This is a genomic window from uncultured Parabacteroides sp. (assembly GCF_905196875.1).
Taxonomy (GTDB): domain Bacteria; phylum Bacteroidota; class Bacteroidia; order Bacteroidales; family Tannerellaceae; genus Parabacteroides.
In genome coordinates this window covers 46,971-64,223 of the sequence record NZ_CAJJWO010000008.1, presented here as the reverse complement: position 1 = coordinate 64,223, position 17,253 = coordinate 46,971, and the positions used below count along the sequence as shown (strand labels likewise).

The following is a 17,253-nucleotide window of genomic DNA, read 5'->3' as shown; positions in this document are numbered from 1 at the left end:
ACTGAATATTATTCAGCAGGAGCAGCTTCTGTTTCAGTAGCAACAGCAGTTGAATCACCTTCAGCAGGAGCAACTTCTTCTGTTACAGTTTCTTCTTCTACAACTGCAGGAGTTTCTTCTACTGTAGTTTCTGTTTCAGCAACTTCAGCATTTGATTCTGCAGATTTGTTACCACATGATGTGAAAGAAACGGCTGCAACGATAGCAGCAAATGCAACTAACTTTTTCATTTTGTCTTTAATTTAAACGGTCTATAATGTCTTCTTGTTGTAAAACGATGCAAATGTATGTATTAATTATACATGTTGTACAACATAAGAGACTTTTTTTTCAACTATTTTTCAGGAAAAACGCAATCGACTGTCTATCAGTATATAAATATTTATCAGTAATTACTATATAAATATCTTTTGATGCTCTTCTTCGGTGTTTTCTCAAATTCGGTCGGGTACAATTGTATTTCCGAAACATATTCATAAGAAGCCAACTGCTTATTCAGTTCAGTCCGGTTCTGCTCCATAATGACCGGCAAGTCGGTGTGTGAGATCCCGGTACCGTCCACCGTGTCATAATCGGGATAGACCAAAGCCACCAGTTTACCGTTTTTCTCTATAACGATACTTTCCATTACGAAAGGCAGGTTGTTTATCTTCGATTCGATCTCTTCCGGATAAATATTCTGTCCGCTTGCACCCAGGATCATTGTCTTGCTACGGCCACGAATAAAGATACGGTTATCATGATCGATCGTACCCAAGTCACCAGTATGAAGCCAGCCATCTTCGGTAAAGACATTCTTTGTAGCCTCTTCATTCTTATAATAGCCTTTCATCACGTTCTCACCACGAACCTGAATCTCTCCTACCTTATTATACGGATCGTCGGAATCGATGCGGACTTCCATTATTCCTTTCAATACCTGTCCACAAGAACCCGGAACGTATTCATCGTTATGATCATAACTGATCAGCGGTCCGCATTCCGTCATTCCGTAACCGATCGTAAACGGAAACTTGATCTTATACAGAAAATCGCTTACTTCCTGGTTCATGGCGGCACCACCGACAATCACTTCACGGAAGCGGCCTCCCATAGCATCCACCAGATGTTTACGGATCTGCGCATAAATACGTGAGTCCAGCAAAGGAATATTTAAGGCCAGCTTCATCGTCGTCTTACTCAGTTGCGGAAGGATCATTTTCTTATAGATCTTTTCCAGAATCAACGGAACCGTCAGGATCAGGTTCGGCTTCACCTCTTCAAATGCTTTCAGCAGGATCTTCGGGGAAGGGACTTTACCTAACATATATACGTGGGCTCCTACGGCCATCGGCACAAGGAAGTTGAAAGCACAACTATAAGCATGGGCCAACGGAAGGAAGCATAATTCACGGTCGCCACGATACATCAGGTCGAGTGTCTTGGCGTACGTCACGTTCCCTGCCAGGTTATTACCGGTCAGCATGACGCCTTTACTGAAACCGGTGGTTCCGGAAGTATAGTTCAGCAATACCACCTTATCGTTATCCAACTCGGCGTATTTGATATCCTCTTTGGAAAATCCTTTCGGATACTTCTCCTCCATCTTTTCATCCATCGACTTCATCAGCTTCTGGATGCTCTCGCCGTCACGCTGGTGCAGGCATCGGAAATCAGAAAGAGAGAACACACCGCGTACCTCTTCGATCTTATCCTCTTCCAGCGAATCCCAGATACGATCACTGACAAAAAGGAACACCGATTCGGAATGGTTGATTATATGATGCACATCGTTCGGATTGAAATCCTGCAGGATCGGCACGATAATCGCTCCATACGTAACAGCCGCCATATAGACGATGCACCAGCGGGCACTGTCTTTACCGATCAGGGCAATCTTATCCCCCCGACGGATCTGACATTCTTCAAACAGGATGTGGATACGGGCAATCTCCTTTGCCACATCTTCAAAAGTAAAAGTAACGTTCTTGCTGTAATCTGTCAGAGCAGGTAAGACCCAGTTCTCTTTGAAACTGTTCTCATATATCTTAATGAAGTTTTCTTGTATCATAGCACAAATGCTTATATTTTGTGCAAAAATAAAGACTCTCCGGCAGATACACAACAGATAAACTGAGTTTAACCCTTATACTTTACCAACATGACCACCGGATTTGATTCTTCATCCAACTCAGCCACAATTTCTTTCAGTTTGCCTTTTAACTCTCCTTTTTTGTAGGCTTCTACAAGTTCCAGAGCATCTAAAGAATAACAGGTGGCTATCTTCTGATCTACGGTTCCTCCTATTTCCTGTCCTAATGAGACTTGTTTCTTTTTTGAATAATCATCATTGTAGACGGTATATTGGAAAATAGCATTTTCCTGCTTGTCATACATCAGGTCGGTATTGGAGAATCCTTTGAACGTTGTAAAGTTAACTTCCTTTTTCATAGCGCGCATGAAACAATAACGCTCGGTAATAACAGACGGAAACAGAAATACCTTAGTCTCCATCGAGTGTATGGAAGGAGTCCTTACAATAAAGGGAGTCAAGTTATTATCCAGCGAATAATTATAAATCGTATCGGACGACGTATTTACAAGTGCCCAGTTGCCGCGACTGGGAGATGTCAGGAAGTATGCAGGCATAATAGTCAACTCATCCTTTGTTATGACCGGTGTTTCATATTCTTTAAAAGGAATACGAATTTCATGGGTGACACTTCCATCCTGCTTGGAGATAATCAGATGACAGGCCTGTTCGTCTTCTTTCGGTGTGTAATATTTCTTATAGCAAATCAGGTGATCTCGGTCATAATTGAAAATGTCGTCATAATAACCGGTATCTGCAAATTTGAAACTTCTCTTAAAGTTACCGGATAAGTCATACACCAGTATTTTTCTGGGAGAATGGTCTTTGACATAGATTTCGTTGTTATCCTCATCAAGGATGATTCTTGAAACCGATGAATATTCCTCAGCACCTTGTCCCAGACGGTTTATCTTTCTTACTCCTTTTCCTGTCCGGTCAAAAACAAAGATATTCCCGTCATTCCGGTTTCTTATCAATAGGATATTCTTACCGACCGCTTCCACTATACCGTGGGTAATAAACTCATCAGTTGTTTCCAACGGAATGTATTCCACATCCATAAAGTCTTGTAGAATCAGTTCTTTTTCAGGATAGCTTGCGGTGACATCGACGGTGATTACCTCGTCATTCAGGGGGGCAGACTGACGACACCCTGTACATCCTACTATTATAAGAAGGATAATTGCTAGATTTACAGTTAGTTTTTCCATTACTTTTTGCTTGTTGTGAGTAATAATTACGAACCCTTTTACGCTAAAACGAATAATCCGTACGAAATATACGTAATAAACTAAATAAAAGCAATTTAATCCATATACACGCTATAATATTTAACAATTTTTATTAATAATCCGGTGTCACTACGGGAATACTGTTCTGATACGGCTTACTTCGAACATAGCAGGAGAAAGTTGAGGGTGTTGCAAAATTTCGCTACATTTGCGCGATAATTCAATCGCAATGATAGACAAAACCGTATTTGAAAATAAAATAGCTGCTTATTATACCCTGGGCTGCAAGCTCAATTTCGCAGAAACCTCTACCATCGGGAAGGTACTGGCAGAACAGGGCGTACGTAAAGCCCGTGCGGGTGAGAAAGCAGATATTTGTGTTGTAAATACCTGCTCGGTAACGGAACTGGCCGATAAGAAATGCCGTCAAGCCATCCGCCGGATCAGCAAGCAGCATCCCGGAGCCTTTATAGTAGTGACCGGTTGCTACGCCCAGCTCAAGCCCGAAGAAGTAGCCCATATCGAAGGTGTCGACCTGGTATTGGGCGCCGAACAAAAACTGGATATATTAATGTATCTGGACGACCTGAAAAAGAAAGAAAACGATGGCGCCATCATCGCCTCCGAAAGCAAAGATATCCGTAGCTTCTCTCCTTCCTGCTCGGCAGACGACCGTACGCGTCATTTCCTGAAAGTACAGGACGGATGCGACTACTACTGCTCTTACTGTACTATACCTTTTGCCCGCGGACGAAGCCGAAACGGTACTATCGCCAGCATGGTGAAACAGGCACAGGAAGTAGCCCGCAAAGGCGGAAAGGAGATCGTGTTGACGGGAGTCAATATCGGCGACTTCGGCAAGTCTACCGGTGAAACCTTCATCGACCTGATCCGCACACTCGACGAAGTGGAAGATATCGTACGTTACCGTATCTCTTCCATCGAGCCCAATCTGATTACGGACGAGGCCATCGACTTCGTAGCATCCAGCAAACGTTTCGCCCCGCATTTCCATATCCCTTTGCAGAGCGGAAGCGACGATGTATTGAAACTGATGCGCCGCCGTTACGATACCGAACTGTTTCGTCATAAGATAGAAAAGATCAAAGAGATCATGCCGCATGCCTTTATCGGTGTGGATGTAATTGTCGGTACCCGTGGCGAGACAGACGAGTTCTTCGAAGATGCCCGTCGCTTTATCGACAGCCTGGATATAAGCCAGCTGCATGTGTTCAGCTACTCCGAGCGTCCCGGCACACAGGCGCTGAAGATCGCCCATTCGGTAGACCCGAAAGTAAAACATGCCCGTAGCCAGCAACTGCTGGATATCTCCGACAGGAAACTGCATGCCTTCTACGACGCCCATATCGGCAACCAGGCGGAAGTCCTGTTCGAGCATACCCGCAAAGACGGCCGGATGCACGGCTTCACTGAGAACTATATTAAAGTAGAGACACCTTACGACAATTCACTGGTTAACGAAACCCGCCGGGTGACGCTGACCGGATGGAATGAAGACCGTACCGCACTGAATTGCGAACTAGTAACTATCGGTTGATATGTGGAATAAAATTCAATATGGATTGATCTTTGCATGGGCCAAGCTCCATGCATTCTTACCGATGCCGGTATTATATATCCTGTCCGATATCCTGTATGTGCTTATATATAGAGTAATCCGTTACAGGTTAAGAGTAGTACGCCATAATATGGAGGCCTCTTTCCCCGATAAATCTCAAATAGAGTTACGCAGGATGGAGAAAGCTTTCTATCATCATTTCGCCGATTATATTGTCGAGACGATCAAACTGGCCCACATTTCTCCGGAAGAGGTCTTGCGGCGCGCGCATATCAAGAACCCGGAAGTAGCCACCAAGCTACAGGCAAAAGGACAGAAGACAGTCATGATGCTGATGGGACATTACGGCAATTGGGAATGGTTCAGTGCCTCCAGTCTGGTATACACAGACTCACGCCTGTGGCAGATATACCGTCCGCTAAACAACAAGGCTGTCGACCGCCTGTTTATCTACCTTCGTACCCGCTTCGGGTCATACGGAATGAAAAAAAACGACACAGTACGCGATATGATGACTCTGAAGAGAGAAGGCAGTAATAATATCGTGATCTTCATAGCAGACCAGACACCGAGCAAAGGTAACCTGCATTACTGGACGAACTTCCTCAATCAGGATACAGCCATACTGAACGGGGCCGAACGTATTGCTCGCAAACTGGATCTGCCGGTAATCTTCCTGGATGTACAGAAAGTAAAACGTGGCTATTATACGGTAGAAATGAAGCTGATGACAACCCATGCCAAACAAACAGCCGAAAACGAGATCACCGAATCGTACGCCCGTATGACGGAAAAGATGATCCTGCGTAATCCCGCTTACTGGCTCTGGACTCACAAACGTTGGAAATACAAGAGAGAAGATGCACAATAACACAAAGAAAATAGCCGTCGTCATCCTTAACTGGAACGGTGCGAAGCTGATGGAGGAATTTCTTCCGTCGGTAGTAGAGTACAGTCCGGCGGAACTGGCAGAAGTGATTGTGGCCGACAATGGTTCCACCGACAACTCAATTCTCCTCTTGCAGGAAAAGTTTCCTTCTGTACGCATCATCGGGCTGGATAAAAACTACGGCTTTGCCGAAGGCTATAATCAGGCCTTACAGCAGATCGACAACGAATACACCGTCTTGTTGAACAGCGACGTCGAAGTAACACCCGGTTGGCTGGACGCCCCGCTAGCCGCTATGGGAACCGACTCTACAATCGTTGCCGCACAGCCCAGGATCAGGGCACAGCGTAACAAGGAATATTTCGAATACGCCGGAGCTGCCGGCGGTTTTATGGATATTTACGGCTATCCTTACTGTCGCGGCCGCATACTGCATATCGTTGAGAAAGACGAAGGGCAGTACGACACGCCTGTCGATATTCTATGGGCTACCGGTGCCTGCCTGTTCATCCGCACCGCTGTTTATAAGGAAGTAGGCGGACTGGATGCAGGCTTCTTTGCCCACCAGGAAGAGATAGATATGTGTTGGCGATTACGTTCGCGTGGCTACCGGTTGGTTTGCACACCTCAATCCGTAGTCTACCATGTCGGCGGTGCCACCCTGAACGTAGAAAGTCCGCGCAAAACCTTCCTCAACTTCCGCAATAACCTGTTGATGCTTTATAAAAACCTTGCCGAAAAAGACCTGAAGCATGTGATGCATGTCCGCTTCTGGCTGGATTATATTGCGGCGGCAAAGTTCCTGCTATGCGGTCACTGGCCCAATGCCCGTGCAGTATATGAGGCACGCAAAGCCTTCTTCGAGATGAAGCCGGAGTATGCAGAGAAACGTCGGGAGAATCAGAAAAAGACGACACTCGTCACTATACCCGAATTGATGCGCAGCAGTCTGATTGTGGCTTTCTATTTAAAAGGGAAGAAAAAGTTTATTGATTTATAATCGTGTAAGGAAGTAGTGAAGTCACTTCCCAAAGCGAGTCCGCAGTATGGAAGCGCGGATGAATGACTGGTTCATCTACCAGTTCATGCGCCCAGGTCGTCTGGTAAGGGACGTGGATAGCATAGCTACCCAGTTGCAAGGGAGGAAGTATGTCGGAACGAAGGGAGTTGCCGATCATCAGGAATTCTTCGGGACGGATATCCAGATGATTCAATAAAGAATGATATTCACGGTCGGTCTTGTCGCTCATTATTTCGACATGGTGGAAAAGATGTTCGATACCCGAACGGCGCAGTTTCTGTTCCTGATCGAGCAGGTCGCCTTTAGTGACAACGATCAGACGGTAGCGGCCGACAAGGGCATTCAGGGTCTCCTCCACTCCATCCAATAGCTCTACAGGTTTGGTCAGTTGTTCTTTACCGAGGGTAAGGATCTGTTGCAGGACACTTGCCGGGACTTTTCCGTTCGTGATACGGATAGCTGTTTCAAGAACAGAAAGGATATAGGCTTTCACGCCATAGCCATAGAGGGGCATGTTGCGGCTCTCCGTACGGAAGAGTTCAGCCGAGACAGTTTCGCTATCCACATAAGGAGACAGCAAAAGACGGAGTTTCTGCTCCGTCTCCAGAAAATAAGTTTCGTTAACCCAAAGGGTGTCGTCGGCATCGAAGCCGATCACCTGTATTCCTTCAATCATAAATTAGCTTGTTGCAGTATATCGATCATTATGGGCTTGAAACCGCTTACAAAGCATTCCACGGCAATAACCATCAGGATAAGCCCCATCAGACGCATCATCACGTTGTTGCCCGTTTCCCCCATATACTTGTTCAGCCGGGTAGATGCCCGGAGGATCAGGAAGGTAATGAAGTAAACGGATGCGATCACACTAACCAGCAGGATTTTCTTTATCAATGTATTCGCATCCTCCATCAGCATGATCCCGTTGGCGATAGCACCCGGACCGCAAAGCATCGGGATGGCAAGCGGGGTGACGGAGATATCGTTTACATAGGTTTTCACCTCTTCGTCTTTGAGTTTTGCCTTGGAATAACGTGCCTGAAGCATATCAAATCCGATGGTAAAGATAATAATACCTCCGGCAATACGAAAACCGTTCGTAGAAATACCGAAGAATTTAAACAGGAACTGCCCGGAGAAGGTGAAGACCATCAAGGTGATAAAAGAGACGATAGTGGCACGACGTACGATGGTTTTGCGTTCGTCGTCACTCATGCCGTTGGTCATTGTCAGGAAGACAGGCATGGTACCCAAAGGGTTTGTCAGCGTGAAAAAGGAAGTGAAGCACAAAAGTGCGAAAGGTAATAATGTATCCATAATAATAATGATTTAACAGGTTGATAGTAGGGGCGGGATTGGCCCGCCCCTACTATCATATTAATCTTCATCCCAAACCAGATAGGCGGAAACCAGCCAATGATTCAACTTATTACCATCTACTTCCTGGGCCTCGGGGATACTTACGGTAAAGGTATGCTTACCCGGCTGAATGTCGGAAAGGACTACCTCTTCCGGCACAACATCGGAACCCGGACACCAGTTGGAACGGGAGAAGTCGGAAGAAGCGACAGGCTCTTCCACTTCTTTTTCTTCATACCCTTTATCACCGATATAAGAAGCCAGACGTTTTTCCAGCCACACGCCCGTAGCCGGATTGAAACGGCGGAAAGAGGCACAGTCGTTACGCCAGGGAATGAAATCCAGCACTTCCTTTCCATCCACCGAGATAATGTTTTGCTTCTGGACAAACTCATCGCCACCGCTATGGCCGCCATGCCCGGTTACAATATATTTCAAGCGAACGTTCTTCGCTCCCTCCGGTATGGTAAACTCGGTCGAAACATCTTTACGAGCGAAGATATCAGGATAAGATTGTCCGATATAATAAATAGTGTTCATTAACGGTTCGACATGCCGCTTCGTTAAGGCATCACAGGAGATGTCAGATTCATCCACATCGATCGTCACACTGGCGATATAACCCTCGGCCGTCCAGGTATCGATAAATACACCGACGTAAGCACCACCTTCAAACAAAGGATAAAGGTCGGTAATATTCTGCTCCCAGCTTACGCTGTCGGCCCACTGGTCGATATAAACAGGCTTACGCTTGCTGCTCAGGCTGTCGTCCGCACTGCTGTAATGACCTACACCGAACGGAGTCATAAAGCGCATCAATTCGACAGTAGGTTCGTAATCTTCACCGGAAACGATACCGATCATATTCTCCAGCTTCGTACTGTCTATAGCCGGGAACTGCTTCTCCCCTTTCGCGATGTTCAGCAAATTGATCGCCGACGCTTTCGGCAAGATAAAACAAGAGCCGGACTTATCCCAGCGATCGCCGTTGGAAGCAATCGTCACTTTTAGATTTACAGAGACGTTACGTTTATAGTCGGGCAAGGTCACCTTCTTCAAAATGATACGCCCGTTTACCAGATGATAAATACTGTCGGCACCCGCTTCGCTATACCCGCCGTACTGGTCGGGAGCGAACCTCACCGGAGTATCGTGGAATACCTGCACGGAGTAATCTCCCACAGCCGGCAATTCCCGATGACCACATGCCGTCAGCAGCATGGCACCCGCCAGTGAGAATGATAATAAGATTTTCTTTGTCATTTATGTTTAGTATTTAGTTAGTTCCTTCATCAGCTGCTTCTGTCCCGTCACTTTATCGGCATGGATACAAGGGCCGGTCACACAACCTCCTTCGCAGGCCATGACTTCTATGAACTGTGCCGGAGCTTTGCCTGTTTTGGCGTAGGCACGAAGCAAGGCGACGTTCTTTTTTGTCAGGTTAGCTACCTGCACAGCGTTTACCTGCTCTTCTTTCAGGTAGACTTTCACTGCGTTGATCACACCGCCACTCTGGGCGAAACCATGCGCTTCACGCACGGAGTTGAAAAGGACAGAGAAAGGTTTTGCTTCCTCCACTTTGATGTCGAGTCCTTCCAGAATAGAGCCGATCTCTTCGAATGTCAGTGTAAAGTCTACCGCCGGATCCATCTTTACTTCCTTGCGCTTGGCTACGCACGGGCCGATAAATACGATCTTGCAATCAGGATATTTCTGTTTGACAAGACGTGCCGTGTAATACATCGGAGAGCCTGTGGAAGAGATATATTTCTTCAGATCCGGGATATGCTTTTCAGCCAGCTGAACGTATGAAGGACAACAACTGGTCGTCATGAAAGGTTGTCCTTCTTCGAGTTTTTCTTTCAGTTCTTCCGCTTCACGGCGGGTAGTCTCCATCGCTCCCTGAGCTACTTCTACGATCTCCGTAAATCCCATCGCCTTAATCGCTCCGTATACACTTTCTACCGGAGCGCTGAACTGTGCCAGGATAGAGGGTGCCACGATAGCAACAATTTGTTCCTTATTACGTAACCGTTGCAGAATATCGAATACCTGGGATATTTCGAATATCGCTCCAAACGGACAGGCATTGATACATTTACCGCAGTAGATACATTTAGACTCGTCGATATGCTCCACACCGTATTCATCCTTACTGATGGCTTTCACCGGACAAACCTCTTCACAGGGAATAGGAATATATACGATAGCATGATAGGGACAATTCTGATGGCATTTGCCACAACTGATACAAGTATCGTGATCGATCCTCGCCTGTCCATTCTTCTTGAACTGGATAGCATCTTTCGGACAGTTCATGTAGCAGCTACGTGCCACACAACCACGGCATAGGTTGGTGATCTCATAATTTACCTGTACACAGGACGAACAGGCTTCGTCGACTACGCACATCAGGTTGTCTTTCTTATTCTCCGGGCGGAGCAAGGCGCGTTTGGCATACTCCGACAAAGGAGTCAGTTCGTCTATCTCGTCCTGCATATCGAATCCGAGCAGGGGAAGCGTCTTATATTTCCATACGGCACGCTCCTTGTGTACACAGCAACGGCCTATTACTTTCGATTTACGGGGACTCAATTCTATGGGCAGACGATCGATCTCGTCGAGCAGACGGTTTTCTTTCCAAAGTTTAACTAACTTCGCCATCAAGCCGTGGCGGACAATCATTACGTTGTTGGTAAATGCCATGGTGTATATTATTTGTGCTTTAAAAATGCAAAGATAGAGAAAGTTATCGAAATACTAGCTGTACGTCTCTTCCAGAATTACGGAGGCGCTGTAAACATCCCCGCCAAAAGGAGGATTTAGTTTGGATAGCTTCAGCTTAACAGCCAGTAGTTGGGGAAATGCTCTTTTGAGCGCATGCAGGATCCGCCCGGCTACATGTTCGAGCAGCTTCGACGGGATAGCCATTTCGCTTTTCACGATCTCATACACTTCGGCGTAATTGATCGTGTCGTCCAGATCATCACTAGCCACTGCTTTTTCAAGGGGTGCAGTCAGTATAAGGTTCACCACAAAAGTGTTACCAACACGTGTCTCCTGAGGCGACACGCCATGCCAGGCATAGAATTTCATGGTTTCCAGTTCTATTCGTACTGTCATTTTACGTTATTTTATCTGTAAAAGTAGATAAAGTAGTCCTCTCTGCAAAAAAAATAGCCTATATTTGCGAGACAAGCAACAAAGTATTTATATGATGGGAATAAAACAAAAAGATGAAAATTCCGCCGGTGGCCTACATAACACCCTTGCTGCCGGAACAGCCGTTAAAGGTAATATTATTACAGAAACCGATTTCAGACTGGACGGTCAAGTTGAAGGAGATATCAATTGCAACGGAAAGATCGTGATCGGCCCCAAAGGACGTGTTGCCGGTAATATCGTTTCTGCCAACGCCGAAATTCTGGGAGAAGTGGAAGGATCGGTACGTGTCAGTGAAAAACTGGTTCTGAAAGCTACCGCCAATATTAAAGGGGATGTATTTGCACAGTCTCTGGAAATCGAACCGAATGCTCGCTTCAACGGAGTTTGCAATATGTGTTCCAAAACGACGAAATAAGCAGGACTATAGTCCTACCTGCATCAGCACTACTGTGTTAACAACATCAATACTACTGTGCCGGTACGGGTAGGACTATAGTGCCGGTTAAAGCAAATAACTCTCCTTATTTCCTTCCCGACGACCGGATCAATTGTGACACTTTCTCATTAAACCGGTCTTCCGTCAACAGCCTTTCCAAAGGTATATGCATCCGGTAACGCCAGTAATGATTCGGGATAGCCGGAATATTAATCCGCTCGGATTCTATATCTTTCCTCTTCACCGTGTCGTCGATAGCGAACCAGTCCTGTATAGGAATAATGGTCAGCATGGAATTAGTAGCCAGATGGTTTGTGACGATCTGGGTCGCTATATCTTCCGAACATTCTTCCGGGGCAGTACCTTCTCGCTGCAATACATTATTATAATAGCGTTGTATCTTTTCGCGGTCTTCATTCCACCAATTACGAAGTGGGGTCATATCATGCGTAGATGTCGTACAGACCGAGTGATAGGGTAAGTTGAACATATCCGTAAACTCCCGTTGGGGTGTCTTCGGCATTCGCTCGATCTCCAGGCTGAGTATCTGAAGTTTATTCATTACATCGGGCACTGATTCAGGGATCATTCCCAGGTCTTCACCGCATACCAACATATTGGTACTTGCCACCAAAGGTGTCAGACGTTTAAATGCCTGCGCTTTCCAGAAGTCATTATGACGATGATAGAAGAACTCCCAATACAGTTGATCGAACGCATATCTGTCGGAGGTACTCAATTCACTGTACATGTATGACTGGCTTGCTGAAATACGAGGATGGAATTTATCCTTTTCCTGCGGATCACGGAGGAATAAGACCTCATTGGTAATAGAGAAGAGTCCTTCTTTTATGCGCAAGGAAGCTTCGTCGGTCTTTCCTGCAAACAACGCTTCGATTTTCCGCTGCGTATCGCAGAAAGATTTCAGCACAAAATGATTGGAAGAGGATTGTGCCAGATAGGTTCCCACCACTTCTTCAGACAGAATACCGAATAATTCCGGCAGGAATTTATGATTGATATGCGGAGTCGTGAAACGGGCTTCATTGAAAGTAAATCCATATTGCTCTATCTCCTCTTTTGTCAAAGGAAGAGCCGGATTAAAATGACCGCAAAGCCCCTGAATATAATCCTGCGGTACTTCCCAGATTCGGAAGAAGCCTAAGATGTGGTCAATACGGAAACTGTCGAAATAGTCGCTCATTTTATGGAAGCGTCTCTTCCACCAGGAGTAATTATCCTTCTCCATCACCTCCCAGTTGTAGGTCGGGAACATCCAGTTCTGGCCATTCACCGAAAAATCGTCCGGGGGAGCTCCTGCCTGACCGTTCATATTAAAATATTGCGGCTCTGTCCAGGCATCGATACTGGTGCGGTTCACACCGATCGGGAGGTCGCCTTTCAGGACAATCCCGTTCTTACGGGCATAGTCAGATACAGATTTAAATTGTGTGTGCAGAATATATTGCAGGAAATAATAAAAAGATATTTCCGGATAAGCACCACTATCTTCCGAACAAAGTTCACGTATCTGCGACTTGTTGTAGGTAGCATTATTTCCCCAGCTCGTAAAGTCGGATGTTTTATATTTATCACGAAGGTAACTGTATGCTGCATACGGTACCAGCCAGGATTGACTTTGAGCAAAGAATTCCTGATATTCGGGACTGGCCAGAATAGCAGTTCCCTCCTGACTGAAAAACTCCCGGCAATAAGCCAGTTTATATTTTACTGCTTCTTCATAGTCGACAGCATCCTTCGCGTTCAGTTCTTCCTGCTTTGCCTTATAAAAGGCGGACCTTCCCGCATCCTTCAACTCTCCCATCGACGGCAGGCTGATATACATTGGATGAAGCGCATAAATAGAGATTGCACTGTACGGATAAGAGTCCCCTTTCGTATGGCTCATCGTCGTATCATTCATCGGCAAGACCTGTATGATACGCTGGCGGGTTTTCTTTGCCCAGTCGACCAGCATACGCAGATCCCCGAGGTCACCAACTCCAAATCCTTGTTCGGAACGGAGAGAAAATACCGGGATCACTGTTCCCGCACATCGCCATAAAGGTAGATTGTCGCGGAAATAAAGCCCGGATACGGTAACGGTTTCTCCGAAATCCTGCGGAGGCAGATCGAGTTTCCGGTTCTCGTCTTCTTCCCAGTATACCGGCTGATGCTTATCGTTATCATAGACAAGGAATTTGTATTCCAACGGATAAACTATATCGTTTGCATCCAGGTCGATATGCCAGTCGGGGAAGGTGTCGCAACTAAGGATCAAAGCTTTATCGGGATGCCAGTTTCCCAGACATTCCTGATTGCCGGTGATGGCAACGCTTTGGTTCTTCTCCACACGCGGGGCCGAGATCTTAATGGTCAGCCTTTTCCCGCTTTTGACAACCCGTTCATAGGTGTTGCAGGGATGAGCAAACAGGCTTTTCGTGAAAGCAGAAGAATAGAAAGCCAGATTGTTAGGACGTATCTGCCAATAGTCATACAAGGTGTAATGATTGGCATGCCCTTCAAATACTATCTGATGGTTCTTCTCCCATTCTTCAAATACCTGCTTGTCATTTATACTTAAAAAGTAACGATATTCGATAGTCTGTTGAGGCGATGTAAGTTCCAGATCCAGCTCAAGCTGCCAGTTTCCATCCCCTTTGTAGTTCATTTCCTTAGCCAAAGCAGGCTCCCATGAGCCAAGCTCCGGAATAGATCCTACTACACATAACTTCTGCCCCCAAACGGTATGGAAGTTGATATTAAAGGTGACTTTCATGTGTATCAAATTTAGTTCCAGTCGCGAAGATATGAAAAATGCGGAGATTTCTCTCCGCATTCATTAAAAATATTTACGATGTTACACTTATCCACACTTTGATGCTCCACAGTTCGTGCAAATCAGACATCCTTCCTGGTAGATCAGGGTTTCCTGACCACAGTTAGGACATTTCTGCCCTTTTAGCTCGGTTCCATTCGGCAAGTATTTCTTCAAGGCACGTTCAACACCATTCTTCCAGGTATTGATAGACTCGTTGTTCAACTCCATTCCCTGAACCAGCTTGATCACCTGATCGATAGGCATACCATAACGCAACACACCGGAGATTAGTTTTGCATAGTTCCAGAACTCAGGGTCGAACTTACCGTCCAGGCCTTCGATAGTCATTTTATAACCACGTTTGTTCTTGAACTGGAAGTCGTAATGCTTCTGTCCATCCTCATCATAACTCTTGATGATCGAACCTTTCGATACGTTCTTCGGAAGCATGATACCTTCATCATCGTCTGCAAGACCGGTAAAAATCTCATAAGGACGTCCATTCAGCAAACCGACAAAGGCAATCCACTTTTCGCGGTTATTCTGGAACTTAACGACGTCTGCTTCCAGTTCACGCGGTCGGGTAGCCACGATAACAGGCGGCTCCATGCAATTGCAATCGTCTTTCTTATTCTTTTTCTCTGTCGACAACAATACACCTGAACGGGAACCGTCACGATAAACCGTACATCCTTTACATCCGCACTTCCATGCTTCAACATATAAAGAATCGACCAGATCTTCCGTTACGTCAGCCGGCAGGTTGATAGTCACACTGATAGAATGATCCACCCATTTCTGGATACGCCCTTGCATACGGACTTTCTGCAACCAGTCGACATCATTGGAAGTCGCCTTATAATAAGGTGATTTAGCAACCAACTCATCAATTTCCTCCTGAGTATATCGCTTGGAAGCGGAATAACCGTTTGCCAACATCCAGGTTACAAACTTATGATGGAATACCACATATTCCTCGAATGCATCACCTGTTTCATCGACAAAGTCGACACGCGCATCCGAATCATTAGGATTAACTTTACGACGACGTCTGTACACTGGAAGGAAGACTGGCTCGATACCGGAAGTCGTCTGTGTCATCAGACTGGTTGTTCCCGTAGGAGCAATAGTCAGACAGGCAATATTACGACGTCCGTATTTCAGCATATTTTCATAGAGTCCCGGATCGGCTTCACGCAGACGGTTGATGAACGGATTCTTTTCTTCACGTTTTGAATCATAGATTTCGAAAGCACCACGTTCCTTAGCCATCATAACAGAAGAACGGTAAGCCTCCAAAGCTAATGTTTTCTGAATCTCCTCAGCACATTCGGTAGCTTCTTCCGTACCGTAACGGAGACCTAATGCTGCGATCATATCGCCTTCCGCAGTGATACCCACACCGGTACGACGTCCCTGTAATGTTTTCTTCTGGATCTTTTCCCACAAATGACGTTCCGTTTCCTTCACTTCCATCGATTCCGGATCGGAGTCGATCTTTTCAAGGATCTTCTCAATCTTTTCTGATTCAAGATCGATAATATCATCCATGATGCGCTGTGCCAATGCTACATGTTTTTTGAATAGATCAAAATCAAAGTAAGCATCTTTTGTAAACGGATTCACAACGTATGAATAAAGATTAATCGCCAGCAAACGGCAACTATCATACGGACAAAGCGGTATTTCGCCGCAAGGATTGGTGGAAACCGTACGGAAACCGAGGTCGGCATATGTATCGGGAACCGATTCACGTAGAATAGTATCCCAGAACAAAACACCCGGTTCAGCAGATTTCCATGCATTGTGTATAATCTTCTTCCACAGAGCCGGAGCATCTATTTCTTTTTTAGTAGTAGGATTTTCCGAATCGATAGGATATTGCTGCGTATATGGAGTTCCGCTAACAACGGAATTCATAAAATCATCATCTATTTTCACCGATACGTTTGCACCGGTTACTTTTCCTTCCGTCATCTTCGCATCGATAAAGGATTCTGAATCCGGATGCTTGATCGACACACTCAACATCAATGCACCACGACGTCCGTCCTGCGCTACTTCACGTGTAGAATTAGAGTAACGTTCCATGAACGGCACCAACCCTGTCGAAGTAAGAGCGGAGTTCTTAACAGGAGATCCCTTAGGACGAATATGAGACAAATCATGTCCTACACCTCCACGACGTTTCATCAACTGAACCTGCTCTTCGTCAATCCTGATAATTGCACCATAGGAATCGGCTTCTCCATCCAATCCTATCACAAAACAATTAGAGAGTGAGGCAATCTGATAATCGTTGCCTATCCCCGTCATCGGGCTTCCCTGCGGAACGATGTAGCGGAAATGATCAAATAGGTCAAAAAGTTCCTGTTCCGACAACGGATTAGGATACTTTTTTTCTACACGGGCAATTTCTTTTGCCAACCGGTGATGCATATCATTAGGGGATTCCTCATAAATATTCCCGAATGCATCTTTCAAAGCATACTTGTTTACCCATACTTTCGCGGCAAGCTCGTCGCCCGTAAAGTAGTCCAGTGAAGCCTTAAATGCTTCATCGAATGTGTAAGTTTTATGGTTCACGATAATTACTGTATTTAATAATAGTGCAAGTTTAAGAATACTTTATTTATTAACCAAATTATTCAACAACTAAAATCGAAACAGGCGACAAGTT

Annotated in this window: 14 protein-coding genes; 4 read left to right on the top strand and 10 right to left on the bottom strand. The window is 45.6% G+C overall.

What is annotated here, in order from left to right; all coding sequences use genetic code 11:
* Positions 1 to 8: 8 nt before the first annotated feature.
* The 3 genes from QZ076_RS04875 to QZ076_RS04865 form a co-directional block, all read right to left on the bottom strand.
* The gene (locus tag QZ076_RS04875; protein WP_028726975.1) at positions 9 to 230 is read right to left on the bottom strand and encodes a hypothetical protein; all 222 of its coding nucleotides are present in this window, start codon (positions 228 to 230) and stop codon (positions 9 to 11) included.
* A 155-nt stretch (positions 231 to 385) separates the two neighbouring features.
* Positions 386 to 2,050 (bottom strand): AMP-binding protein, encoded by a 1,665-nt coding sequence (locus QZ076_RS04870; RefSeq protein WP_293710817.1) that lies wholly within the window; start codon positions 2,048 to 2,050, stop codon positions 386 to 388.
* Between the two features lie 68 nt (positions 2,051 to 2,118).
* Positions 2,119 to 3,282, bottom strand: a complete 1,164-nt coding sequence (locus QZ076_RS04865; RefSeq protein WP_293710815.1) for a 6-bladed beta-propeller — start codon at positions 3,280 to 3,282, stop codon at positions 2,119 to 2,121.
* Between the two features lie 250 nt (positions 3,283 to 3,532).
* On the opposite strand from QZ076_RS04865, the gene mtaB reads away from it, so the two are divergent.
* Genes mtaB through QZ076_RS04850 form a run of 3 tightly spaced genes read left to right on the top strand, consistent with a single transcriptional unit; the run spans position 3,533 to position 6,771 of the window.
* On the top strand, positions 3,533 to 4,861 hold the full coding sequence (gene mtaB, locus QZ076_RS04860; protein WP_293710813.1) for a tRNA (N(6)-L-threonylcarbamoyladenosine(37)-C(2))-methylthiotransferase MtaB: 1,329 nt from the start codon (positions 3,533 to 3,535) through the stop codon (positions 4,859 to 4,861).
* Between the two features lies 1 nt (position 4,862).
* Positions 4,863 to 5,753: a lysophospholipid acyltransferase family protein gene (locus QZ076_RS04855; RefSeq protein WP_293710811.1), complete on the top strand. Its 891-nt coding sequence runs from the start codon at positions 4,863 to 4,865 to the stop codon at positions 5,751 to 5,753.
* Positions 5,743 to 6,771, top strand: coding sequence for a glycosyltransferase family 2 protein (locus QZ076_RS04850; protein ID WP_293710809.1), 1,029 nt, complete (start codon positions 5,743 to 5,745; stop codon positions 6,769 to 6,771). Before QZ076_RS04855 ends, QZ076_RS04850 begins: the two co-directional genes overlap by 11 nt.
* On the opposite strand, the gene QZ076_RS04845 is transcribed toward QZ076_RS04850, so the two are convergent.
* Genes QZ076_RS04845 through folB form a run of 5 tightly spaced genes read right to left on the bottom strand, consistent with a single transcriptional unit; the run spans position 6,758 to position 11,274 of the window.
* Positions 6,758 to 7,465 carry an HAD family hydrolase gene (locus QZ076_RS04845; protein ID WP_293710908.1) on the bottom strand — a complete coding sequence of 236 codons (708 nt, stop codon included), beginning with the start codon at positions 7,463 to 7,465 and terminating at the stop codon, positions 6,758 to 6,760. The two genes, QZ076_RS04850 and QZ076_RS04845, sit on opposite strands and share 14 nt — an antisense overlap.
* The gene (locus QZ076_RS04840; RefSeq protein ID WP_075558727.1) at positions 7,465 to 8,109 is read right to left on the bottom strand and encodes a MarC family protein; all 645 of its coding nucleotides are present in this window, start codon (positions 8,107 to 8,109) and stop codon (positions 7,465 to 7,467) included. The genes QZ076_RS04845 and QZ076_RS04840 overlap by 1 nt, the downstream gene beginning before the upstream one ends.
* A 60-nt stretch (positions 8,110 to 8,169) precedes the next feature.
* Complete coding sequence (locus tag QZ076_RS04835) at positions 8,170 to 9,414, bottom strand: PNGase F N-terminal domain-containing protein (protein ID WP_293710807.1); 1,245 nt, start codon at positions 9,412 to 9,414, stop codon at positions 8,170 to 8,172.
* Positions 9,415 to 9,420: 6 nt separating this feature from the next.
* Entirely contained in the window at positions 9,421 to 10,857 is a 1,437-nt protein-coding gene (locus QZ076_RS04830; RefSeq protein ID WP_293710806.1) for a monomeric [FeFe] hydrogenase, read from the bottom strand.
* Between the two features lie 54 nt (positions 10,858 to 10,911).
* Positions 10,912 to 11,274: a dihydroneopterin aldolase gene (gene folB / locus QZ076_RS04825; protein ID WP_293710804.1), complete on the bottom strand. Its 363-nt coding sequence runs from the start codon at positions 11,272 to 11,274 to the stop codon at positions 10,912 to 10,914.
* A 94-nt stretch (positions 11,275 to 11,368) separates the two neighbouring features.
* Between folB and QZ076_RS04820 the strand changes: the two genes are divergently transcribed.
* A complete protein-coding gene (locus QZ076_RS04820) occupies positions 11,369 to 11,731 on the top strand; it encodes a polymer-forming cytoskeletal protein (RefSeq protein ID WP_293710802.1) in 363 nt (120 codons plus the stop codon).
* Between the two features lie 106 nt (positions 11,732 to 11,837).
* Here QZ076_RS04820 and QZ076_RS04815 read toward each other — a convergent pair whose 3' ends face one another.
* Complete coding sequence (locus QZ076_RS04815) at positions 11,838 to 14,531, bottom strand: 4-alpha-glucanotransferase (RefSeq protein WP_293710800.1); 2,694 nt, start codon at positions 14,529 to 14,531, stop codon at positions 11,838 to 11,840.
* Between the two features lie 87 nt (positions 14,532 to 14,618).
* The gene (locus tag QZ076_RS04810; protein WP_293710798.1) at positions 14,619 to 17,159 is read right to left on the bottom strand and encodes an adenosylcobalamin-dependent ribonucleoside-diphosphate reductase; all 2,541 of its coding nucleotides are present in this window, start codon (positions 17,157 to 17,159) and stop codon (positions 14,619 to 14,621) included.
* Positions 17,160 to 17,253: the final 94 nt, after the last annotated feature.